We start from the raw sequence: 22,222 nt of genomic DNA on the forward strand, positions 1-22,222 counted from the left end.
GCCTGGGCGTGCCAAACAACTCAGGCAACCGAAACATCGGACAAGCAACACACAGCATTACACGGAGACACATCATGGCAAGCGTAACTCTGCGCAACATCAGAAAGGCGTACGACGAAAACGAAGTGATGCGCGACATCAACCTCGATATCGCGGACGGCGAGTTCGTCGTGTTCGTGGGCCCGAGCGGTTGCGGTAAATCGACGCTGATGCGAATGATCGCCGGCCTCGAAGATATCAGCGGCGGCGATCTGACCATCGACGGCATGCGCGTGAACGACGTTGCACCCGCCAAGCGCGGCATCGCGATGGTGTTCCAGTCGTACGCGCTGTATCCGCACATGACGCTGTACGACAACATGGCGTTCGGCCTGAAGCTCGCCGGCACCAAGAAGCCGGAAATCGACGCCGCCGTGCGCAACGCGGCGAAGATCCTGCACATCGACCATCTGCTCGATCGCAAGCCGAAGCAGTTGTCGGGCGGCCAGCGTCAGCGCGTGGCGATCGGCCGCGCGATCACGCGCAAGCCGAAGGTGTTCCTGTTCGACGAACCGCTGTCGAATCTCGACGCCGCCTTGCGCGTGAAAATGCGCCTCGAATTCGCGCGTCTGCATGACGAACTGAAGACCACGATGATCTACGTGACGCACGATCAGGTCGAAGCCATGACGCTGGCGGACAAGATCGTCGTGCTGTCGGCGGGCAATCTGGAACAGGTCGGCAGCCCGACCATGCTGTATCACGCGCCGGCCAACCGTTTCGTCGCAGGCTTCATCGGTTCGCCGAAGATGAACTTCATGGAGGGCGTGGTGCAGTCGGTCACGCACGACGGCGTCACGGTGCGCTACGAAACCGGCGAGACGCAGCGCGTCGCAGTGGAGCCGGCCGCGGTGAAGCAGGGCGACAAGGTGACGGTCGGCATTCGTCCCGAGCATCTGCATGTGGGCATGGTCGAAGACGGCATATCGGCCCGCACGATGGCGGTCGAGTCGCTCGGCGATGCGGCGTATCTGTACGCGGAATCGAGCGTCGCGCCGGATGGTCTGATCGCGCGGATTCCGCCGCTCGAACGGCATGCCAAAGGCGAGACGCAAAAACTCGGCGCCACGCCTGAGCATTGCCATCTGTTCGACAGCGCAGGGAAAGCATTCCAGCGTAAGATCGTTGAAGTGCTGGCCGCGTGATGTTTGGGGAAAGCGGCGGGCGCGCCGCTTTCCTTTCAATCATGCTTCGGAAACGCTCATGGCCGCCTACGTTGTCATCACGCGCGAGAAAACGCTCGACGCCGCGAAGCTGGACGAATACAAGCAGGTTGCGCCTGCAACCTTCGAGCGGCATCCGGTGATGATGCTGGCGAGCCACGGGCGCAAGGAAGTGGTGGAAGGTCCACCGATCGACGAAATCCTGATCCTCGAATTCGCCAGTTACGACGAAGCGCTCGCCTGGTATCGCAGCCCGGAGTATCAGGCTGTCAGCGAGACGCGTCTGCAGGGCGGGGAATATCGGATCATCATCACCGAAGGCCTGACGGCGATGTAGCGCGGCAGGACCGCCCGCTCACGCCTCGAGCGCGGCCCTCGCGCACGATTCGTCGGTCACGAGTCCCGAAAGCCAGCCGCCTTTGAGCACTGCGATCAGCGCTTCACGCTTGCGCTGGCCGCCGGCGAAACCGATGGTCGGGCGCCGCGGCGGCGAGTCGAGCGCGATGCTCGTCACGCGCCGGCCGGTCGGCGACTCGACGTGCGCGCCGGCTGCGTCGATTGGCAACCCGAGCATTTCAGCCACCGCGCCGTTCTGCATCAACTCCTTCACTTCCGCTGACGTAATGAAGCCGTCTTCGTGCAACGGACACTTCGGCCCGATATTGCCGATGCCGACGAACGCCACGTCGGCCTGCGCCGACAGCGATTCGACGATCCGGTAAAGCCGGTGATTGCACCACTGCGCGCGCTCCGCTTCGCTATCGGCGAGCAGCGGCGCGGGCAGCAGAAAATGCTTGCCGCCCGTCTTCTCCGAAATGTGCAGCGCGACGTCATAGCGGTTCGAGGAGCCGTCCTGGGCGATCGCGCCGACCATCGATACCAGCCGGTGCTGCGGGCGGTCCAGCTGCGCGATCTGATCGACGGCGGCCTTCAGCGTCCGGCCGCTGCTCACCGCAACCACCATGGGTTTTTCCTCGCTGAGATAGCGCTCCATCACCTGCGCGCCGGCCACCGCCAGTTTGCGGTCGACTTCGTCGGATGTGTCGCTGTCGATCGGCACCACTTCGCACATGCTCAGGCCGTAGCGTTTCGACAGTTGATCGGCGAGCGCGAGGCAATCGGCCAGTTGATGATCGACGCGCACGCGAATCAGATTCTTCTCCACCGCGAAGGCAACCAGCCGTTGCGCGACCGGGCGCGACACCTGGAGCTTCTCGGCGATCTCGTTCTGGGTATTGCCGGCGACGTAGTAAAGCCACGCCGCGCGGGTAGCAAGATCTAATTTTTCTGTGGACTTGGGCACGGTGACGGTTCGCTTGAAGTGCGCCGATGATAGCAGCCGGTCCTCGCGCCTTGACTTAGACCGGCGCTGACACCGGCGCGAAAACCGGCCGCGGATTGCCGGTCAGGCAAGCGGTTGCCGCGCGGGGTCGAACAGCGGCCGCACGTGGCGGTAAAGCGCGCGATAGGCTTCGAGCCGCGCGCGCAGTTCGGCATGGCGGCGCGGGTTCGGCGTGAACTCCTTGGCGATGGGCGGCTTGGTCAGCACCGTGGTCGGGTCGCCGCCGGCGGCCAGCCAGCCGAGGCGCGCCGCGCCGAGCGCCGCGCCGGTCTCGCCGCCGCCGTGCTTGCGGGTGGCGGTGTCGAGCGCATCGGCGAGCAACTGGGCCCAGTAGTCGCTGCGGGCACCGCCGCCGAGCAGGGACAGCCCTTTCGCCTCGGTGCCGGCTGCGCGCAGCGCGTCGAGGCCGTCGGTGAGCGCGAGCGTGACGCCTTCGAGCACCGCGTAGCCGAGCAGCGCGCGATCGGTTGCGTGCGTCATGCCGAAGAACACGCCTTGCGCATACGGGTCGTTGTGCGGCGTGCGCTCGCCGGACAGATACGGCAGAAAGAGTGGCGCCGTGTTCAACGCGTCGGCGGGCAGCGCCTCGATTTCGGCGAGCAAGGTCGGCTCGTCGGTGGAGGTGAGCTTGCAGACCCAGCGCAGACAACTCGCGGCGGAGAGCACCACGCTCATCTGATGCCAGCGATCCGGAATTGCGTGGCAGAACGCGTGCACGGCCGAAGCCGGATTCGGCCGGAAGCTGTCACCGACCACGCACAGCACGCCCGACGTGCCGAGCGAGACGAAGCCGTCGCCGGGTTGCGTCGCGCCGATGCCGATCGCGCTGGTGGCGTTATCACCGCCGCCGGCCGCGACGACCACACCGTCGCTCAAACCGAATTCGCGCGCCACCTCGGGCAGCAGCGTGCCGGAGGGCGCGCTGCCTTCGGCGAGGCTCGGCATCTGCGCACGCGACATGTTGCAAGCCGCGAGCAGCGAGTCGGACCAGTCGCGTTTGGCGACGTCGAGCCACAGCGTGCCGGCCGCGTCCGATGGATCGGACACCTTGCCGCCGGTCAGTTGCAGGCGCAAATAATCTTTTGGCAGCAGCACGCAGGCGGTCTGCGCAAAAATCTCGGGTTCGTGCCGCGCGACCCACAGCAGCTTCGGCGCGGTGAAACCGGGCATGGCGAGATTGCCGGCCACGCTGTGCAACTCTGGCGCGCGCTCGGTCAGTTCCGCGCACTCCTTGTCGCTGCGCATGTCGTTCCACAGAATCGCCGGACGCAGCACGCGGTCCTGCGCATCCAGCAGCACGGCGCCGTGCATCTGCCCCGACAGGCCGATGCCGCGAATCTGCGCGAACTCGTCGGGATACTTGGCGCGCAAAGCCGCCAGCGCGGTACGCGTGCCGGCCCACCAATCTTCGGGATTCTGCTCGGCCCAGCGCTGATGCGGGCGCGAAACGGTAAACGGTGAGCCTGCGGTGCCGATCACGCGTCCGTCGGAGGCGAGCAGCAGAACTTTCACTTCGGACGTGCCGAGGTCGATGCCGAGATACATGGGCGCGGAACCTTCGTCGTTGGAGATGCGCTACTTTAGCCGCACATGGCGCGCCGTGCCATGCGCATTAAGCCTGGCTGAGCCTGGCGTGGCGTGGCACGTGCGCGCTTCGATACCGCGCGGTGCGCGGCGCTTCTGAATCGCGAAGTCGGCGGCGCTCAAACCGCGCCGCGTTTGGCGAGCCATACATCGACACGCGCCAGTGCGCCTTCCAGTGCCGATTCCAGTTCCGGCGTTTGCGCCATGCTGCCCCACAGCAGCCGGTCGGCGGCGAACGCTTTCAACGGATCGGGCGCCTCGAAGAAGGCACGCGCCGCGCGTTCATCCATCACGCCGTCCTGATACGCGTAGGGCAACTCGCCGGCGTTCCAGCGATCGAGAAAGCGAAAGAACAGCGCGGGCAGCATGGCAGTCGCCGCGGGCGTCACGCCACGCTCGAAACACTCCGACAACGTCGGCGCGATAAAGCCCGGCAACTTCGAGAAGCCGTCCGCCGCGACGCGCTGATTGGTGTCCTGGATATAAGGATTGCTGAAGCGCTCGAGCACCACGTCGCGATAACTTTCCAGATCGAGCGGACTCGGCGTGAGACACGGAATCACGTCTTCGGTCACGTATTCGTAGGCGAATTTGTTGATGTCGGCGTCGAGCGTGCCTTCATGGATGTAGTTCAGCCCGACCAGCGTGCCCGCCCACGCGATGCAGCTATGCGTCGCGTTGAGAATGCGGATCTTCGCTTCTTCGTAGGGCATCACCGAGTCGACCAGTTCCGCGCCGACCTTTTCCCATGCCGGACGTCCCGCGATAAAGCGGTCTTCGATCACCCATTGGATGAACGCTTCGCCCATCACCGGGCAGGCATCGTCGACGCCGGTGGCGGCCTTGACGCGTTCACTCACGTCCGGCGTGGGACGCGGCGTGATGCGGTCGACCATCGAACTCGGACAGGCGGTGTTGTCGTCGAACCATTGCGCCAGGTCGGCAGCGCCGCGTCGTTCGAGAAACTCGCTCATGCCCGCATGGAAGCGCTCGCCGTTGCTGCGCAGGTTGTCGCAGGTCTGCAGCGTCACCGGGCCCGCACCGCTTTTCATGCGCGCGTCGAGAATCGCTGCGAGCGCGCCGTAGATGGTGGTGTGGCCGCCTTTGAGGTCGGTGGCGAGATCGGGGTTGGCGGTGTCGAGTTCGTCGTGCTCGTCGAGGTAATAGCCGCCTTCGGTGACGGTGAACGCGATGATCTTGCAGGCCGGATCGGCGCCTGCTTCGATCAGCGCGTCGAGGCTCTCGGTCCATGGCACGACGCGCTCGATCGAACGAATCGTCTCGTAGGCGCGCTCACCTTGAGGGGTGACGGTCTCGAGCGTATAGACGCCGTTTTGCGCGGCGAGCGCTTCGAGCACCGCATTCATGTCGCTACGGATATTGCCGACCGTTAGCGACCAGTGCGGCTCGCCCGGCACCTTGGCCTCGTTCAGTCGATGGAGATACCACGCCTGATGGGCGCGATGAAACGATCCCGCGCCGATGTGCAGGATCACGTGTGCGGCCGCGCCGCTGTCTTGCCCGCTGTTCATGTGCGTCTCCTGGATGTCCTTGCTCGCACGGCCAGTAGCGTGCGTTTCTTCTCGTGATGGAGCATTTGCTCTGCATGTGAGCGAATGATCGTACCCGGCGAAACGAAAGTCAAGGCGACCGCGTACGGTTTTTTGTGGCGCAGCGCGGCGTGGCGCGGGTTTTCGGCGTGGCTGACGATGCGCCTTAGCGTAGTGGAGGCGCGTTGCCAAGCGTATTGCATTGCATCAAATTTGACATCGAGCGCGCCAGGACTAACCCGAATGCAAAAAAGTATCGGTCCGCGGTTTCATTTTTAGTGGTGGATCGCGCGCGAGAAGACTACTTTTCGCTATACAAGACGAAGACCAGCGGCGCACTCAACAGGCCGCTTCATGGAGGCAGACAGTGCAACCCGATCTCGAGCTCGTGGCCGTACGCCGTGACGAATCGTTCAAAGTATGGTCGCACGGCTATCCGTACCGCACGGTGCGCTGGCATTTTCATCCGGAATACGAAATTCATCTGATCGTGGCGACGACCGGCAAGATGTTCGTCGGCGATCACATCAGCAGCTACACGCCCGGCAATCTCGTGTTGATGGGGCCGAACCTGCCGCACAACTGGGTGAGCGACGTGCCGGAAGGCGAGACGATCGCGCAGCGCAATCTGGTCGTGCAATTCGGACAGGAGTTCGTGTCGAGCTGCATCGACAGTTTTCCGGAGTGGCGCCAGGCCGAAGCACTGCTCGCCGATTCGCGTCGGGGCATCTCGTTCGGCATGCAAACGAGTGCGGCGATCCAGCCGTTGTTCCTCGAATTGCTGGCGGCGCGCGGACTGCGCCGGCTGGTTCTGTTCATGTCGATGCTCGAGATCCTGATGAACGCCGAGGATCGTGAGACGCTCGCGAGTCCCGCTTATCAGGCCGACCCGACCAGTTTCGCGTCGACGCGCATCAATCACGTGCTGTCGTATATCGGTAAAAACCTGGCGAATGATTTGCGCGAATCGGACCTGGCGCAGCTCGCGGGCCAGAGCGTCAGCGCGTTCTCGCGGTATTTCCGCCGGCATACGGGGCTGCCGTTCGTGCAGTACGTGAACCGCATGCGTATCAACCTCGCGTGCCAGTTGCTCACCGACGACGATCTGAGCGTCACCGATATCTGTTTCAAGGCGGGCTTCAACAACCTGTCGAATTTCAACCGGCAGTTCCTTGCGGTGAAGGGCATGGCGCCTTCGAAATTTCGCCGCTATCAGCAACTGAACGACGCGAGCCGCGACGCCTCCGAAGAAGCCGCCGCGCGCGGCGTGGGCATCGACGACGCGCCCGCCATCGTGCTCGCGCCGGGTCTGCCGCGCAGCGCCGCCGCCGCTTATCCACCGACGTAGTCCCAAGCCCACGCTTGCACCGAAGCGTTTTAATTCACCCGCGTTTCAACACGTAGCGCGCTGTTCCAGGACAGCGTGACGGACGTGCTCACTTTCAATAATGGAGACAACCATGACGCAATCCCATTCGAAGCCGGCTTCGTCGAAGACTTTCGCGCGCGGCACGGCAGCACTGGCGACGCTCGCCTTCGGCCTGTCGTTCATCGCCGCGCCGGCTGCGCAAGCCGCGCCGCTGAAAATCGGCATGACATTTCAGGAACTGAACAACCCGTATTTCGTGACGATGCAAAAAGCGCTCAATGATGCGGCCGCTTCCACTGGCGCGACGGTGGTCGTCACCGACGCGCACCACGATGTCAGCAAGCAGGTCAGCGACGTCGAAGACATGCTGCAGAAGAAGATCGACATCCTGCTTGTGAACCCGACCGACTCGACCGGCATCCAGTCGGCGGTGACATCGGCGAAGAAGGCGGGCGTGGTGGTGGTCGCCGTCGATGCGAACGCCAACGGTCCGGTCGATTCGTTCGTCGGCTCGAAGAATTACGACGCGGGTGAGATGGCTTGCGAGTATCTGGCGAAGTCGATCGGCGGCAGCGGTGAAGTGGCGATTCTCGACGGCATTCCGGTCGTGCCGATTCTCGAACGCGTGCGCGGCTGCAAGGCGGCGCTCGCGAAAGTGCCGGGCGTGAAGCTCGTGGATACGCAGAACGGCAAGCAGGAACGCGCCACCGCGTTGTCCGTCACCGAGAACATGATTCAGGCGCATCCGAATCTGAAGGGCGTGTTCAGCGTGAACGACGGCGGCTCGATGGGCGCGCTCTCGGCGATCGACTCGTCGGGCAAGGACATCAAGCTGACCAGCGTCGACGGCGCGCCGGAAGCGATTGCCGCGATACAGAAGCCGAATTCGAAGTTCGTCGAAACGTCCGCGCAATTCCCGGCCGACCAGGTGCGTATCGCGCTCGGCATCGCGCTCGCGAAGAAGTGGGGCGCCAATGTGCCGAAAGCCATTCCGGTCGACGTGAAGATGATCGACAAGAGCAATGCCAAGGGTTTCAGCTGGTAAGGCGAATGTCCGTTGCCGCGTTGAGCGAAGCGCGGCAACGGACAGCAGAGGAGGACCCGATGGACACGATACTCAAGCTCGACAACATCATCAAAAGTTTTCCAGGCGTGAAGGCGCTGCAAGGCATTCATCTGGAAATCGCGCGCGGCGAGATTCATGCGCTGCTCGGCGAAAACGGCGCGGGCAAATCGACGCTGATGAAGATCCTGTGCGGCATCTATCAGCCCGACGAAGGCACGATCACGATCGAAGGCGAGGTGCGTCATTTCACCAGCTATCACGATGCGGTGGCCGCGGGCGTCGGCATCGTGTTCCAGGAGTTCAGCCTGATTCCGTATCTGAACGCGGTGGAGAACATGTTTCTCGGCCGCGAATTGAAGAACGGTCTGGGGCTGCTCGAACGCGGCAAGATGCGGCGCGCGGCGGCGGCGATTTTCCAGCGGCTCGGCGTGACGATCGATCTGTCGGTGCCGATTCGCGAACTCTCGGTGGCGCAGCAGCAGTTCGTCGAAATCGGCAAGGCGCTCTCGCTGGAGGCGCGCATTCTGATTCTGGACGAGCCCACCGCCACGCTCACGCCCGCCGAAGCCGAGCATCTGTTCACGATCATGCGCGAGCTGAAGCAGCAGGGCGTGGCGATGATCTTCATCTCGCACCACCTCGAAGAGATTTTCGAAGTGTGCGACCGCATTACCGTGTTGCGTGATGGCCAGTACGTCGGCATGACCGAGATCGCTCGATCCGACGTGGGACATCTCGTGGAGATGATGGTGGGACGCCGCATCGAAAACAGCTTTCCGCCGAAGCCGCCACTGCGCGCCGATGCGAAGATCGTGCTGCAAGTCGACAAGCTGCAATTGCTTAAGGACAGCCCTGTGCTGAGCTTTACGCTGCGTGAAGGCGAGATTCTCGGCTTCGCGGGATTGGTCGGCTCGGGGCGCACGGAAACCGCCCTCGCCGTGATCGGCGCGGATCCCGCTTACGTGAAGGAAATTCGCATCAACGGCGCGGCGGCGAAACTATCCGATCCCGCGGATGCATTGCGCGCCGGCGTCGGCATTCTGCCGGAAAGCCGCAAGACCGAAGGCCTGATCACCGACTTCTCGATCAAGCAGAACATTTCGATCAACAACCTCGGCAAATATCGCTCGCTGCGCTTCTTCATCGACCAGCGCAGCGAAGCGCGCGCGACCGCCGACATCATGAAACGCGTGGGCGTCAAAGCACCGACCATGCACACCGAAGTCGCGACTCTCTCAGGTGGCAATCAGCAGAAGGTAGTGATCGCGCGCTGGCTGAATCACCACACCAACATCCTGATCTTCGACGAACCGACGCGCGGCATCGACGTCGGCGCCAAAGCCGAAATCTACCTGCTGATGCGCGAACTCACCGCGCGCGGCTACTCGATCATCATGATCTCGTCCGAACTGCCGGAGATCGTCGGCATGTGCGACCGCGTTGCCGTGTTCCGGCAGGGCCGCATCGAAGCGATGCTCGAAGGCGACGCGATCGACTCGAACGCCGTGATGACCTATGCAACCGCCGGCTCTCGTGGAGCAACACATGAACACGCCTAATCCATCATCGTCACCTGAGACATCCACTGTCGGCAGCGATACGCCGGGAGCGCCAATGCGCTTCACCTGGGCCGCGTTGAAACGCTCGACGCTGTTCTATCCGTTCATTGGCTTGCTGGTGGTCTGCATCGTGATGGTGTTTGCGAGCGACAGTTTTCTCTCCGGGGCGAACATCGAGAACGTGCTGCGCCAGGTGTCGATCAACGCGATTATCGCCGTGGGGATGACGTGCGTGATTCTGACCGGCGGCATCGATCTCTCCGTGGGCTCGGTCATGGCGCTGGCCGGCACGCTCGCCGCCGGATTGATGGTGGCCGGCATGAACGCGGTGGCCGCGCTCGCGATCGGTGTCGCGGTCGGTTTGGGCTTTGGTGCGGCGAATGGCTTCTTCGTGGCGTTTGCCGGCATGCCGCCGATCATCGTCACGCTCGCGACGATGGGTATCGCGCGCGGCCTCGCGTTGATCTACACGGGTGGCTATCCCATTGACGGTTTGCCGGACTGGGTGAGCTTCTTTGGCAGCGGCAAGATCCTCGGCGTGCAGGCGCCCGTCGTGATCATGGTGGTGATCTACGCGATCGCGTGGGTGCTGCTGGAGCGCATGCCGTTCGGCCGCTATGTCTATGCGATCGGCGGCAACGAGCAGGCGACGCGTTTGTCCGGCGTGCGCGTGGCGCGCGTCAAGCTGATCGTCTACACGATCGCCGGTTTGACGTCCGCCTTCGCCGCCATTGTTCTTACCGCGCGTTTGATGAGCGGCCAGCCGAACGCCGGCGTCGGTTTCGAACTCGACGCCATCGCCGCCGTGGTGATGGGCGGCACGTCGATCTCCGGCGGCCGCGGCTCGATCATCGGCACCCTGATCGGCGCGCTGCTGCTCGGTGTCTTGAACAACGGCCTGAACATGGTCGGCGTGAATCCGTATGTGCAGAACGTGATCAAGGGCGGAATCATTTTGCTCGCGATTTACATCAGCCGCGACCGCAGAAAGTAACTCTCCACTGACTTCCACTTTTAGCAGGACCATGCAATGACGACTCAAACCGACAAGCAGAACATGACCGCCATCGTCTGTCATGCACCGAAAGACTATCGCGTCGAGCAGGTGTCGAAGCCTCGTGCGGGCGCACACGAACTGGTGATCCGCATTGCCGCGTGCGGCATTTGCGCGAGCGACTGCAAATGCCACTCGGGCGCGAAAATGTTCTGGGGCGGCCCGAGCCCGTGGGTGAAAGCACCGGTGATTCCGGGCCACGAGTTCTTCGGTTTCGTCGAGGAAATCGGCGAAGGCGCGGCCGATCACTTCGGCGTGAAGATGGGCGACCGCGTGATCGCGGAACAGATCGTGCCGTGCGGCAAATGCCGCTATTGCAAATCCGGTCAGTACTGGATGTGCGAAGTGCACAATATTTTCGGCTTTCAGCGCGAAGTCGCCGATGGCGGTATGGCCGAGTACATGCGTATTCCGCCGACGGCGATTGTTCACAAGATTCCCGACGGCATTTCGCTCGAAGACGCCGCGATCATCGAGCCGCTCGCCTGCGCGATCCACACCGTCAACCGCGGCGAAGTGCAACTCGACGACGTGGTGATGATCGCGGGCGCCGGTCCGCTCGGTCTGATGATGACGCAAGTCGCGCATCTGAAAACGCCGAAGAAGTTGGTGGTGATCGATCTTGTCGAAGAGCGGCTCGCACTCGCCCGCGAATATGGCGCCGACGTGACGATCAACCCGAAACAGGACGACGCGCTCGCGATCATCCACTCGCTCACCGACGGTTACGGCTGCGATGTGTATATTGAAACCACCGGCGCGCCGATCGGCGTGAATCAGGGCATGGACCTGATTCGCAAGCTCGGGCGGTTCGTCGAGTTTTCGGTGTTCGGCGCGGATACGACGCTGGACTGGTCGGTGATCGGCGATCGCAAGGAACTCGACGTGCGCGGCGCGCATCTCGGACCGTATTGCTACCCGATCGCGATCGATCTGCTGGCGCGCGGGCTGGTCACATCGAAAGGCATTGTCACGCACGGGTTTTCGCTGGAAGAATGGGACGAGGCGATCAAGATCGCCAACTCGCTCGATTCGATCAAGGTGTTGCTGAAGCCGCGCGCCTGAGCATCGGATACGGACAGAGTACGGGCGGCATCTAAACGGAGACAGTATGGATTACGTTATCGGCGTCGATATCGGCACGCAGAGCACCAAAGCGCTGCTGGTCGATCAGCACGGCGCGATCGTCGCGCAGCATGCGTCGAGCTATCAGCCGGATACGCCCAAACCGCTGTGGGCGGAACAATGGCCCGCGGTCTGGTTGAAGGCAGTCGTGGAGTGCATCGCCGCGTGCGTCGCGAAAGCGAAGGAGGCGGGCGTCGCGGCGAAGTCGATCAAAGCGGTGTGCGTGAGCAGCCTGTATGGCGGCTCGGGCATTCCGGTGGATAGCGAGATGCGGCCGCTCTATCCCTGTCTGATCTGGATGGATCGGCGCGCCACCGAACAGGTTGAATGGGTGCGCGGCAACGTCGATCTCGAACGGCTTTATGCGATTACCGGCAACGGCGTGGACAGCTATTACGGCTACACGAAGATGTTGTGGCTGCGGGATCACGAGCCGGACGTGTGGTCGCATACGCGCTATTTCCTGCCACCGAATGCGTACGTGATTTACATGCTGACCGGCGAGGTGGCTGTGGATCATAGTTCGGCGGGCAATATCGGCGGCATCTACGATATAGGCAAACGCGACTGGTCCGACGAAGCGCTCGACATGCTAGGCATTCCCGCGACGATGATGCCGGAGCGGCTGGTCGATTCGTCGGAAGTGGTGGGCGGGTTGCTGTCGCAATGGGTCGAGCAGCTTGGACTGGACGCGGGCACGGCGATTGTCGCGGGTGGCGTGGACGCGGCGATGGCGACGTTCGCGGCCGGCGTCACGCGCGGGGGCCAGCATGTCGCGATGATCGGCACGAGCATGTGCTGGGGCTATATCAACCAGAGCGTCGATGCACGGCATGGGTTGATCAGCATGCCGCATGTGTTCAACGGGCAGCGCGATATTTATGTGTTCGGCGGTGCGATTACGGCGGGCGCGTCGGTAACGTGGTATCGCGAGCAGTTTTGTCATGCGGAGATCGAGGCCGCGCGCGCGACGCCGCATGGTGATCCGCATCGGCTGCTTGAAGAGAGCGCTTCTCGAATTCCGGCTGGTTCTGACGGCGTGATGTTTCTGCCGTATCTGATGGGTGAGCGCAGTCCGGTGTGGGACGCCAGGGCCAGTGGCGCGTTCGTCGGCTTGAACCTGTTTCATACGCGGGCGCATTTGTATCGCGCGGTGCTGGAGGGTGTGTCGTTCGCGCTGAAGCACAACATTGAAGCTGGGCGTAAAGGCGCGCAGTCGCTCGATGACAAGTTGATCGTGGTGGGTGGCGCCGCGCATTCGGATTTGTGGATGCAGATCATCGCGGACATCACCGGGTATCCGGTCTATACCATCGAGCAGGACGTGGAGGCGGCGATGGGCGCGGCGTTGCTGGCGGGTGTCGGTGTCGGACTCGTATCGCGCGAGGAGGCGCAGCGCGGCTGGGTCACGTTAGTCGAACGCGCTCAACCGGACGCGGTGCGGATGGCGTTGTACGAGCAACGGTTCGGCGTTTATACGGATTTGTATCCGGCGTTGAAGCCGGTCATGCATCGGTTGCGGACATCATGAATGCTACTTTTGATTTTTCTGGTCGCTCGATTCTTGTGACGGGGGCTTCGAGTGGCATTGGGCGCGCGACGGTCGAGGCGTTGTGTGCGTCTGGTGCGAGTGTGGTCGCTGCGGCGCGGAATGTGAATGAGCTTGCGCGGCTGGCTGAGGAAACGGGCTGCGAGCCGTTGGTGCTCGATGTGAGCGATGAGGCTGCTATTGATGACGCGTTCGGTTCGCTCGATACGTTCGATGGGCTCGTGAATTGCGCGGGGATTGCGTTGCTCGAGCGGGCTGTGGATACGACTGGTGCTAGTTTTGATCGTGTGATGGCGGTGAATGCGCGCGGCGCGGTGCTGGTTGCCAAGCATGTGGCGCGCGGGATGATTGGTGCTCAGCGGCCCGGCAGTATCGTTAATGTTTCTAGTCAGGCTGCACTTGTGGCGTTGGATGATCATTTGAGTTATTCGGCTTCCAAGGCGGCGCTCGATGCTGTTACGCGGGCTTTGTGTGTTGAGTTGGGGCCGTTTGGGATTCGGGTTAATAGCGTTAATCCTACTGTTACGTTGACGCCTATGGCGGTGCTGGCGTGGAGTGATCCGGTTAAGCGCGATCCCGCGCTGAGAGCTATTCCGTTGCAGCGGTTTGCTGAGTCGGCTGAAGTTGCTGCGGCGATTTTGTTTTTGTTGAGTGATGCGGCTTCTATGGTTAGTGGGGTTTGTTTGGCTGTTGATGGGGGGTATACGGCTAGGTGAGGGTTTTTTTTGCCTGTTCGGCGATTGGTTTTGTCTGGGATCCTAAGGTTTTGGCCTTTCCTTGCTTTGGTAGTGGTTTATTAGCGTTGCCCCTGTGCGGGGCGGCACCTACTTTCTTTGCCGCCGCAAAGAAAGTAGGCAAAGAAAGCGGCTTCACACCGCTAATTCTTAAGCGGGTCCCCCGCGCAGCCACGGTAGTGGTACATCTGGAATCTGTGTTCTCGCACATTCGGCGTAAGTGACAAAGCCGTCATACTTCCCGCCTCACGCTGCGCGCTCGCCGGTACGGTCTGCTCGCAAACCTGTGGCTTTGGTTGTGCTTGGGGGGACTTCGGCTTCGCCTCGGCAACGCCACACACGGCGCTCGTTTTGAAGGGGCCCTGGGCGGTGGATTGATCTCGCGCTCAGCAAGACCGTGATACGCACGGAATGGCAGGGCACGCTATTCACCATTGATATGTTTTTGCGCCGGCGCTCATTGGCACTGTGGTCTTTTATGGGCGTAGATGGTTGGGAAATTTCAGAAATGAATATCGCGCGCGCGGTTTAGCTTGTTCAGGTGATCACTTGCGCAGTGATGTGATTAAACTCATTCCGTCGTGTACTCCACGACAACAGGTATAGCAGCCTGTTGAGCATTTTACCCCGCACGCTTGCACACGCCTGTATGCGGCTGCCTTAGCACGTCTGATTTCAAAGGGCGGGCCTTGGCGGGGGAGCCTCGCGGCTCGCCGGTAAGTGGTGAAATGCACCGGTCTGCTATTCCCGTCAATGTGCCCGCTCACCACCGCGCAAGCGACTGTCGGGCGATCCGAGTTAAGTTTCAGGGAGATCGCGCCATGAGTAAATCCGCCAAGCATTCACGAACTACGTCGCGCCCGCCTGTTGACGCGCTTCAATACGAGAAACTCGCGCTGTCTGCATTCGGGCTCGTTGAGCGGCAATTAAACCAACTGGACAAGCTGGTTACGCTTGTGGCCTCGATAGTTCGGAGTCCGGCTGTGACACGGGAGGAGAGACAACAACAGCGGAAATTGCTGGAACTGCTGCTCGACACTGGCGAGGATTACCAGCGCGAGGTCGAGATTGATCATGAGCTGTACCAGGTCATCGCGCTGGATGCAAAGGGAATCCCTCAAAGCCGCATCACTGCGCGCCATGCAGCGGACCTGCTGGCGAAGGGCACGCGGACGGCGTCAGAGAGCCGCGAACGTATCGGCGCGACCAGAGCGATGCAGAACCGACCATTTCGCTTCAAAACGATCGCTCGATCAACAGCGACGGCGCATTGAGATAAGCCCTTCGCAGGGCAGGGCACGACAATGAAGGCGGCTAGTAAAACCAGAAAGGTGCCGGCATTTCGCCGAGGCAAAGCCGACGGCTCCCACGGCACACAGAAAAACCCACAGGTTTTGAGCCGACCGTTCCGACGAGCGCGGAGCGCGAGGCGGGAAGTATGACGGCTTTGTCACTTACGCCGAATGCGCGAGAACACAGATTCCAGATGCACCACTACCGTGGCTGCGCGGGGGACCCGCTTAAGAATTAGCGGTGTGAAGCCGCTTTCTTTGCCTACTTTCTTTGCGGCGGCAAAGAAAGTAGGTGCCGCCCCGCACAGGGACAACGCTAATAGACCACTAAGAATTCAAGAAAAGGCCAACACCCAAAGAACACAAAAAAAAGCGCCGCGCAGGCAAAAAAAGTTCTACAGCATAGTCCTCACATGCCAAAGCTCCGGAAACAAAACCACATCCAGCATTTTCCGAAGATAAGTCGCCCCACTGGTCCCACCAGTCCCTTGCTTAAACCCAATAATCCTCTCAACGGTGGTCACATGCCTAAACCGCCACTGCCGAAAAGCATCCTCGAGATCAACAAGCTCCTCAGCCATCTCATACAGTTCCCAATGCTGGGAAGGATTCCGATAAACCTCCAACCAGGCCGCTTCAACAGAAGCATCATGAGCAGTAGGCAAAGTCCAATCCCGCTCCAACCTGGAAGGTGAAATCGCAAACCCCCGCCGAGCGAGCAACCGCACAACCTCATCATAAAAAGAAGGCGCTTCCAACGAAGCCTTAACCTCAGCAAGCACATCAGGCCGATGCGCATGCGGCTTCAGCATCTGATCATTCTTATTCCCAAGCAAAAACTCAATCTGCCGATACTGATAAGACTGAAACCCGGAAGAACTCCCCAGATAAGGCCGCATCGCCGTGTACTCAGACGGCGTCATAGTCGCAAGAACGCTCCACGCCTGCACCAGCTGCTCCATAATCCGCGACACACGCGCCAGCATCTTGAACGCCGGCGGCAATTCATCCCGATGCACGGCCTGCAGCGCCGCCCGCAACTCATACAGCGCGAGCTTCATCCACAACTCGCTCGTCTGATGCTGAATGATGAACAGCATCTCGTTGTGATCCGGCGACAACGGATGCTGCGCATCCAGCACCGTCCCCAGCGACAAATAATCGCCGTAACTCATCGAGTCAGAAAAATCGAGCTGCGCATCGTGCCAGCCATCGCCGGAACCGGCAGCCACGGAACCCGCAGGAGAAGCAACACTCCCATGCCCAAACGGGCATCCCTGAGCCGGCTTCTCTTCCGGCAACCCCGGTGTTTGCATGTGATCGGTCATCGCGCGCTCCTTAGGTCACTGCGCCGCGAGCGGCGAATTCAGGCGCCCGCCAGACCTCGTTCGCGAGTACATCGCGCAACGTTTCCACGGCATCCCAGACATCAACAAAGCGCGTGTACAGCGGCGTAAAACCAAACCGCAACACATGCGGCTCGCGATAATCGCCGATCACCCCACGTGCGATCAACGCCTGCATCACCTCATATCCATGCGGATGCTCGAAACTCGCATGCGACCCACGCTGCGCGTGTTCACGCGGCGTAACGAGCTTCAAAGGAAATTCGCTGCAACGCGCTTCGACCAGTTCGATGAACAGATCGGTCAACGCCAGCGACTTCTCGCGAATCGCCAGCATGTCGGTTTGCAAAAACACATCGAGCCCGCACTCGACGAGCGACATCGACACCATCGGCTGCGTGCCGCACAGAAAGCGCCCGATTCCTTCATCGGGCCGATACGCCGGGTCCATCTCGAACGGCGCGCGATGCCCCCACCAGCCGGACAGCGGTTGCACAGACTCGTTTTGGTGGCGCTTAGGCACCCACACAAACGCGGGCGAACCCGGACCGCCGTTCAGATACTTATACGTACAGCCAACCGCATAGTCCGCGCCGGCGCCGTTCAGATCGACCGGCACCGCGCCCGCCGAATGCGCGAGGTCCCACAGCGCGAGCGCGCCCTTGTCGTGGATGAGCTTCGTAAGCGCGGCCATGTCGTGCATGTAGCCGGTGCGGTAGTTCACGTGCGTGATCATCGCAATGGCGGTGTCGTCGCCGATCGCGTCCGGCAGTTCAGAAGGATCGTCGACGAGGCGCAGTTCATAGCCGCGGTCGAGCTGCGCGATCAAGCCTTGCGCGATGTACAGATCCGTCGGGAAATTCGAGCGCTCGGACACGATCACGCGACGCTTCGGATCGCGCGCATTCGCGACCCGCAAGGCCGCCGACAGCAGCTTGAACAGATTGATCGAAATCGTATCGGTGACGACCACTTCGTTTTCCGCCGCGCCGATCAGCGGCGCGAGCTTGTTGCCGAGGCGGCGCGGCAGCTCGAACCATCCGGCTGTGTTCCAGCTGCGGATCAGGCCTTCGCCCCATTCAGCACCGATCACGGTTTGTGCGCGCTGCGCGGCGGCCGCGGGCGGCACGCCCAGCGAATTGCCGTCGAGATAGATGGTGGTCGACGACAGCGCGAACTGATCGCGCAACGTCGCGAGGGGATCGGCGCTGTCGAGCGCGAGTGCTTCGTCACGGTGGTTCATGGTGATTCCGTCAGTCAGATGGAGATGTTCATTGCGATTCGGGCAGCGCGCGCAGGATGGCGCGCACCGGGCTTGCATCGAGCGTGGTCAGCTTGAGCGGCAGGGCGATCAGTTCGTAGTCGCCGGGCGCGACGTCGTCGAGCACGATGCCTTCGAGAATCGCCATGCGATGCGCACGGATACGGTGGTGCGCGTCCATCGTCTTCGACTCTTGCGGATCGAGCGACGGTGTGTCGATGCCGATCAGCATCACGCCTCTCGCGGCCAGCAGGTCGATGGTGTCCGGCGCGACCGCGCAGAACGCGCTGTCCCACACGGTGGTCGGCGCATTTCTGTAAGTGCGCAGTAAGACTCGTGGCGGCAGATCATCGAGCGAGCCGGTTAGGTGTTGTGGCATCACAACAGGCGACGCGCCGATGCAATGAATCACACGGCATCGGCCGAGGTAAGCGTCGAGCGGCACTTCACCGATCGCGGCGCCGTCGGCGTCGTAGTGCAGCGGGGCGTCGGTGTGTGCGCCGGTGTGCGGCGACAGGGTCAGCCGCGCGACGTTGACGGGCGAGCCCGCCTCCATGCGCCACACGCGCTCGATGCCCACCGGCGTGTCGCCAGGCCAGACGGGGGTAGTGGTATCGACGGCTGGGGTGATATCCCAAAATGTTGGCATAGTCGGATCGGCGGTTTGTGTCTATCCGGGAATGATAGGTGGCTTGCCGCGAAATGTGATTGCGAAAAAATCTCCTTCTGCGCCGTGTCTTGGAACATAATTTGAGACAAACGGGAAAGGGAGACCGAATATGAACGCGATCTCGCTCGACGCCACCGATTGCCGTATCTTGACGGTGCTTCAGCAAGAAGGACGGATCAGCAATCTCGACCTGGCGGAGCGCATTTCGCTCTCGCCGTCAGCCTGCCTGCGACGCCTGCGCCTGCTCGAGGAACAGGGCGTCATCGAACATTACCGCGCGTGTCTGAACCGCGAAGTGCTGGGTTTCGAACTGGAAGCGTTCGTGCAGGTGTCCATGCGCAACGACCAGGAGAACTGGCACGAGCGCTTCGCGGAAGCGGTGCGCGACTGGCCGGAAGTGGTCGGCGCGTTCGTCGTGACGGGGGAGACCCACTATCTGCTGCGCGTCCTCGCGCACAACCTCAAGCATTATTCGGATTTCGTGCTGCAGCGTCTCTACAAGGCGCCGGGTGTGATGGATATTCGTTCGAATATCGTGCTGCAGACGCTCAAGGAAGATTCGGGCGTGCCGGTTTCCCTGGTGAAGAAAACCGGCGGGCATAGCGCCGCGCATAACGATCGCTGAGAGAGAGGGCGGCCGGCGCTGACACGAGTGCGCCGGCAATTTCCCGTGGCAACGGCCTCGGGCCGCATGTCATTCCTGAACCGCTTGAACCGCTTGAACCGTTCGTGCCGCATCCAGGCGCGGCGGCGCCGTCAAAGCGGTTCGAGTCCGTGAAACAAGCCGTTCTGAAACACCAGCGGCGAAGTCGCCGCGGCATTCTCATGCACGCCGCAGCGTTCCACTTCACCGACAAAAATCACGTGGTCGCCTTCTTCGTAACGGCTGCGGTTATGGCATTCGAACCAGGCGAGCGCGCCGTCGAGCACCGGCATGCCGGTGTCGCCTTTCGCGTGCGACACGCCTTCGAAGCGATCGCCCTTCACGGTCGCAAAACGCTTGCACAGATCGAGTTGCGACGCGGCCAGCACGTTGACCACGTAGTGGCTGTTGGCGCGGAACACCGGCATAGACGCCGAGCGCGTGGCCAGACTCCACAGCACCAGCGGCGGATTGAGCGACACCGAATTGAACGAACTGGCCGTGATGCCGATCAGCTGGCCGGACGCCGCACGCGTCGTAATGACGGTGACGCCGGTGGCAAATTGGCTAAGCGCCTGTTTGAAGGCGTTCTGGTCGAAATTGGGTGGGCTGGCGTGCTTCATCGGGCGCAAGTCCCTGGCGCAAACCGGGTGAATCCCGGGCTGGACCGATCGCGCGCGCGGCTGGAAACAAATGATTCGAAAGTCATAGTGAAAATCGTCGATTTGTCCCAATTTTAACTGCAATCGCGGCGGATTGGCCGCGACCCCCGCCGGTGAATGAAAAAGCCGCTAAGCTGGAAAGGTCGGGTAGTGGCATGAGCGTTGCGGCGAACTGCGGGCCGGCATCGGCCGACTATGAGTTTGAAGGAGCGTGCAGCATGAGTCAGACAGGCGAAGTCGCCACCCTCGGTGGCGGGTGTTTCTGGTGCCTCGAAGCGGTGTACCTGGGTGTCGACGGCGTGAACGCGGTGGAGTCGGGCTATGCGGGTGGCCAGACCCAGCGTCCGACCTACGAGCAGGTGTGCGACGGCGTGACGGGCCACGCCGAAGTCGTGAAGGTCGACTTCGATCCGGCGAAGATCAGTTATCGCGAGATTCTCGATATCTTGTTCGCGATCCACGATCCGACGCAGCTGAACCGGCAGGGCAACGACGTCGGCACGCAATACCGCTCGGTGATCTTCACGCATTCCGAAGCGCAGCGGGAAACGGCGTTGCAGGCGATCCGCGAGATCGGCGAGCAGGGCATTTACGACGGGCAGATCGTCACTCAGGTGCTGCCCCTCGACGGCAATTACTGGCCTGCCGAGGCTTATCACCAGAACTATTTTGCGCAGCACCCGAATCAGGGCTACTGCTCGTTCGTGGTGGCGCCGAAAGTCGCGAAGTTTCGTCAGAAGTTTGCTCACCGGATCAAGGCGAGCTAACGGGATGGGCGGCCGCTTGCGCGTTGCTCAAGCGGCGGAGTCGGGCGGCTGCTCGTTTTCTTCGGACGGCGCGGGTTCATGGCCTTCGTGCTCGTGCTCATGAGCGATCCGCGCATACGCGTCGATAATTGCACGCGCCAGTTCAACACAACTGAGCGGCGCCGAGCCTTCCGCTTTGTTGTTGATCGCGATCACCACCGGCTGGCCGGCCAGCGCATAGCGCGCAGCCAGTTCGGCGAGTGACGCGCGGGTCGCCGGGTCCTGATCGACCAACTGGTTGAACGGTTCGTACTTGGCCTTCGCCTGTTCGTATTTGAAGCCGCCGTGCAGACTCCAGCGCACGATCAGCGGCCCGGCCGGTTCGCCGTCCAGCAGCGCGAGCGCCGCGGCCTGGCGCAGCGGATCGGGCATACGCGCATGAATCCCGACGCAATAGCGCACGCCCGCCGTTTTGAGCGTGCGGATGAAGCGCGGCGTGAGCAGGCTCGCATCACGGATCTCGATCGCGTAGCAGGCGCTGTCCGGCAGCTGCGGCAAGGCCATCAAAAATTCGGCCAGCCGTTCGATGAACACCGCCGGCTGCGCGAGCATCTGATCCGGTAGCGGCGAAAGCTGGAACACCAGCGCGCCGGCCTTGGCGCCGAGCCCTTCCAGACATGGCGTGACGAAGTCGTCAATCGCCATTTGCGCGTTCAGAAAACACGGATTCATCGAGACCGGCTCGCCGCGTTCGGCGCGCACGGTGGCATCGGTGATCGTCATCGGCGCTTTGACGATGAAGCGGAAATGCTCGGGCACTTGCTGCGCGTAACGCAAATACTCGGTGACCGTGAGCGCCTGATAAAACGACCGGTCGATGCTGACCGTCTTCAGCAACGGATGCGCGCCGTACGCCGTGAGACCCTCGCGCGAGAGTTTGCTGTTGCTGTACTCGTCGCCGTAGACGATGCCGTTCCAGCCTGGAAAGGACCATGTCGAGGTGCCGAGGTGAATCTGCGGCGGCAGTTGCGCCGCGAGCGCGAGCAACTCGGGCGAAGGCGGAGCGGCGAGGATTTCGCGGGTGCGGCGTTTTTTGGGGGTGGGTGCGGGGTTGGCTTCGGGTGCGGCGGTGGCGTATTCCGGCACTGCCGTTTCGTCTTCCTGCCACAGCGAGGCGGCGCTGCCGGCCTTCGCGCGCGGCGGACGCCGGCGCTCAGGCTGCGTCGCGGCGCCGGGAGCGGTGGTTGCATCGACCGACCGATGCGGCAGCTTCACCTCGCCATCGCCCGTCGCCGTCGCCGCATCCACCGGCATTCCGAACAGATCGAACTGCACGGCTTCGCCCTCGGCGCCAGATTCGCCATCGACCGGCTGTTCAACTTCGCTTGTCCCGCTCTGGTCCATCAGTGTTCGACCTGCTGATCAAAGGTTGCTCCACGTCGCCCGCTCATGCACGGCGCCGCGGCCC

The 22,222-nt window shown here is 62.0% G+C and carries 20 protein-coding genes; 12 read left to right on the plus strand and 8 right to left on the minus strand.

What is annotated here, in order from left to right:
- Window positions 1-74: 74 nt before the first annotated feature.
- Window positions 75-1,184, plus strand: a complete 1,110-nt coding sequence (locus RI103_RS03480) for a sn-glycerol-3-phosphate ABC transporter ATP-binding protein UgpC (RefSeq protein ID WP_310814028.1) — start codon at window positions 75-77, stop codon at window positions 1,182-1,184.
- A gap of 58 nt (window positions 1,185-1,242) precedes the next feature.
- Window positions 1,243-1,539 carry a DUF1330 domain-containing protein gene (locus tag RI103_RS03485; protein ID WP_310814029.1) on the plus strand — a complete coding sequence of 99 codons (297 nt, stop codon included), beginning with the start codon at window positions 1,243-1,245 and terminating at the stop codon, window positions 1,537-1,539.
- Window positions 1,540-1,557: 18 nt separating this feature from the next.
- On the opposite strand, the gene RI103_RS03490 is transcribed toward RI103_RS03485, so the two are convergent.
- The 3 genes from RI103_RS03490 to dalD all read right to left on the minus strand — a co-directional run bounded on the left by RI103_RS03490 (window position 1,558) and on the right by dalD (window position 5,660).
- Window positions 1,558-2,505 carry a sugar-binding transcriptional regulator gene (locus RI103_RS03490; RefSeq protein WP_310814030.1) on the minus strand — a complete coding sequence of 316 codons (948 nt, stop codon included), beginning with the start codon at window positions 2,503-2,505 and terminating at the stop codon, window positions 1,558-1,560.
- A 102-nt stretch (window positions 2,506-2,607) separates the two neighbouring features.
- The gene (xylB, locus tag RI103_RS03495) at window positions 2,608-4,089 is read right to left on the minus strand and encodes a xylulokinase (protein ID WP_310814031.1); all 1,482 of its coding nucleotides are present in this window, start codon (window positions 4,087-4,089) and stop codon (window positions 2,608-2,610) included.
- Between the two features lie 158 nt (window positions 4,090-4,247).
- Complete coding sequence (gene dalD / locus RI103_RS03500) at window positions 4,248-5,660, minus strand: D-arabinitol 4-dehydrogenase (RefSeq protein WP_310814032.1); 1,413 nt, start codon at window positions 5,658-5,660, stop codon at window positions 4,248-4,250.
- 385 nt (window positions 5,661-6,045) lie between these two features.
- Here dalD and RI103_RS03505 point away from each other — a divergent pair, with 385 nt between their 5' ends.
- The 8 genes from RI103_RS03505 (at window position 6,046) to RI103_RS03540 (ending at window position 15,408) form a co-directional block, all read left to right on the plus strand.
- On the plus strand, window positions 6,046-7,026 hold the full coding sequence (locus tag RI103_RS03505) for an AraC family transcriptional regulator (protein ID WP_310814033.1): 981 nt from the start codon (window positions 6,046-6,048) through the stop codon (window positions 7,024-7,026).
- Between the two features lie 112 nt (window positions 7,027-7,138).
- Complete coding sequence (locus RI103_RS03510; RefSeq protein ID WP_310814034.1) at window positions 7,139-8,092, plus strand: ABC transporter substrate-binding protein; 954 nt, start codon at window positions 7,139-7,141, stop codon at window positions 8,090-8,092.
- Window positions 8,093-8,151: 59 nt separating this feature from the next.
- On the plus strand, window positions 8,152-9,672 hold the full coding sequence (locus tag RI103_RS03515) for a sugar ABC transporter ATP-binding protein (RefSeq protein ID WP_310814035.1): 1,521 nt from the start codon (window positions 8,152-8,154) through the stop codon (window positions 9,670-9,672).
- Window positions 9,659-10,666, plus strand: a complete 1,008-nt coding sequence (locus RI103_RS03520) for an ABC transporter permease (protein WP_310814036.1) — start codon at window positions 9,659-9,661, stop codon at window positions 10,664-10,666. The genes RI103_RS03515 and RI103_RS03520 overlap by 14 nt, the downstream gene beginning before the upstream one ends.
- 36 nt (window positions 10,667-10,702) lie before the next feature.
- Window positions 10,703-11,791, plus strand: a complete 1,089-nt coding sequence (locus RI103_RS03525) for an alcohol dehydrogenase catalytic domain-containing protein (protein ID WP_310814038.1) — start codon at window positions 10,703-10,705, stop codon at window positions 11,789-11,791.
- Window positions 11,792-11,837: 46 nt separating this feature from the next.
- On the plus strand, window positions 11,838-13,382 hold the full coding sequence (locus RI103_RS03530; protein ID WP_310814039.1) for an FGGY-family carbohydrate kinase: 1,545 nt from the start codon (window positions 11,838-11,840) through the stop codon (window positions 13,380-13,382).
- Window positions 13,379-14,116, plus strand: a complete 738-nt coding sequence (locus tag RI103_RS03535) for an SDR family oxidoreductase (RefSeq protein WP_310814040.1) — start codon at window positions 13,379-13,381, stop codon at window positions 14,114-14,116. The genes RI103_RS03530 and RI103_RS03535 overlap by 4 nt, the downstream gene beginning before the upstream one ends.
- A gap of 839 nt (window positions 14,117-14,955) precedes the next feature.
- Window positions 14,956-15,408 (plus strand): hypothetical protein, encoded by a 453-nt coding sequence (locus RI103_RS03540; protein WP_310814041.1) that lies wholly within the window; start codon window positions 14,956-14,958, stop codon window positions 15,406-15,408.
- Between the two features lie 413 nt (window positions 15,409-15,821).
- Here the strand turns inward: RI103_RS03540 and kynA are convergent, their stop codons facing one another.
- The 3 genes from kynA to kynB are packed head-to-tail and all read right to left on the minus strand — an operon-like array spanning window position 15,822 to window position 18,682.
- Window positions 15,822-16,754, minus strand: a complete 933-nt coding sequence (kynA, locus tag RI103_RS03545; RefSeq protein ID WP_310814042.1) for a tryptophan 2,3-dioxygenase — start codon at window positions 16,752-16,754, stop codon at window positions 15,822-15,824.
- A gap of 10 nt (window positions 16,755-16,764) precedes the next feature.
- Window positions 16,765-18,015, minus strand: coding sequence for a kynureninase (gene kynU, locus RI103_RS03550; protein ID WP_310814043.1), 1,251 nt, complete (start codon window positions 18,013-18,015; stop codon window positions 16,765-16,767).
- A gap of 28 nt (window positions 18,016-18,043) precedes the next feature.
- The gene (gene kynB, locus RI103_RS03555; protein WP_310814044.1) at window positions 18,044-18,682 is read right to left on the minus strand and encodes an arylformamidase; all 639 of its coding nucleotides are present in this window, start codon (window positions 18,680-18,682) and stop codon (window positions 18,044-18,046) included.
- 130 nt (window positions 18,683-18,812) lie between these two features.
- Between kynB and RI103_RS03560 the strand changes: the two genes are divergently transcribed.
- Entirely contained in the window at window positions 18,813-19,328 is a 516-nt protein-coding gene (locus RI103_RS03560; RefSeq protein ID WP_012434188.1) for an Lrp/AsnC family transcriptional regulator, read from the plus strand.
- A 131-nt stretch (window positions 19,329-19,459) separates the two neighbouring features.
- On the opposite strand, the gene RI103_RS03565 is transcribed toward RI103_RS03560, so the two are convergent.
- Entirely contained in the window at window positions 19,460-19,969 is a 510-nt protein-coding gene (locus RI103_RS03565) for a flavin reductase family protein (RefSeq protein ID WP_310814045.1), read from the minus strand.
- 257 nt (window positions 19,970-20,226) lie between these two features.
- Between RI103_RS03565 and msrA the strand changes: the two genes are divergently transcribed.
- On the plus strand, window positions 20,227-20,775 hold the full coding sequence (gene msrA / locus RI103_RS03570; protein WP_310814046.1) for a peptide-methionine (S)-S-oxide reductase MsrA: 549 nt from the start codon (window positions 20,227-20,229) through the stop codon (window positions 20,773-20,775).
- 27 nt (window positions 20,776-20,802) lie between these two features.
- On the opposite strand, the gene RI103_RS03575 is transcribed toward msrA, so the two are convergent.
- Window positions 20,803-22,158 (minus strand): DUF72 domain-containing protein, encoded by a 1,356-nt coding sequence (locus tag RI103_RS03575; protein WP_310814047.1) that lies wholly within the window; start codon window positions 22,156-22,158, stop codon window positions 20,803-20,805.
- Window positions 22,159-22,222 lie beyond the last annotated feature (64 nt).

The organism is Paraburkholderia sp. FT54, from assembly GCF_031585635.1.
In the GTDB taxonomy this organism is placed as follows: Bacteria; Pseudomonadota; Gammaproteobacteria; order Burkholderiales; family Burkholderiaceae; genus Paraburkholderia.

Bases quoted from the DNA above. Each gene is read 5' to 3' on its own strand.
- kynA (WP_310814042.1), bottom strand. From the start codon at position 16,754: ATGACCGATCACATGCAAACACCGGGGTTGCCGGAAGAGAAGCCGGCT.
- RI103_RS03560 (WP_012434188.1), top strand. From the start codon at position 18,813: ATGAACGCGATCTCGCTCGACGCCACCGATTGCCGTATCTTGACGGTG.
- RI103_RS03540 (WP_310814041.1), top strand. From the start codon at position 14,956: ATGAGTAAATCCGCCAAGCATTCACGAACTACGTCGCGCCCGCCTGTT.
- RI103_RS03485 (WP_310814029.1), top strand. From the start codon at position 1,243: ATGGCCGCCTACGTTGTCATCACGCGCGAGAAAACGCTCGACGCCGCG.
- dalD (WP_310814032.1), bottom strand. From the start codon at position 5,660: ATGAACAGCGGGCAAGACAGCGGCGCGGCCGCACACGTGATCCTGCAC.
- RI103_RS03520 (WP_310814036.1), top strand. From the start codon at position 9,659: ATGAACACGCCTAATCCATCATCGTCACCTGAGACATCCACTGTCGGC.
- RI103_RS03480 (WP_310814028.1), top strand. From the start codon at position 75: ATGGCAAGCGTAACTCTGCGCAACATCAGAAAGGCGTACGACGAAAAC.
- RI103_RS03535 (WP_310814040.1), top strand. From the start codon at position 13,379: ATGAATGCTACTTTTGATTTTTCTGGTCGCTCGATTCTTGTGACGGGG.
- kynB (WP_310814044.1), bottom strand. From the start codon at position 18,682: ATGCCAACATTTTGGGATATCACCCCAGCCGTCGATACCACTACCCCC.
- RI103_RS03575 (WP_310814047.1), bottom strand. From the start codon at position 22,158: ATGGACCAGAGCGGGACAAGCGAAGTTGAACAGCCGGTCGATGGCGAA.
- xylB (WP_310814031.1), bottom strand. From the start codon at position 4,089: ATGTATCTCGGCATCGACCTCGGCACGTCCGAAGTGAAAGTTCTGCTG.
- RI103_RS03515 (WP_310814035.1), top strand. From the start codon at position 8,152: ATGGACACGATACTCAAGCTCGACAACATCATCAAAAGTTTTCCAGGC.
- kynU (WP_310814043.1), bottom strand. From the start codon at position 18,015: ATGAACCACCGTGACGAAGCACTCGCGCTCGACAGCGCCGATCCCCTC.
- RI103_RS03525 (WP_310814038.1), top strand. From the start codon at position 10,703: ATGACGACTCAAACCGACAAGCAGAACATGACCGCCATCGTCTGTCAT.
- msrA (WP_310814046.1), top strand. From the start codon at position 20,227: ATGAGTCAGACAGGCGAAGTCGCCACCCTCGGTGGCGGGTGTTTCTGG.
- RI103_RS03530 (WP_310814039.1), top strand. From the start codon at position 11,838: ATGGATTACGTTATCGGCGTCGATATCGGCACGCAGAGCACCAAAGCG.
- RI103_RS03510 (WP_310814034.1), top strand. From the start codon at position 7,139: ATGACGCAATCCCATTCGAAGCCGGCTTCGTCGAAGACTTTCGCGCGC.
- RI103_RS03565 (WP_310814045.1), bottom strand. From the start codon at position 19,969: ATGAAGCACGCCAGCCCACCCAATTTCGACCAGAACGCCTTCAAACAG.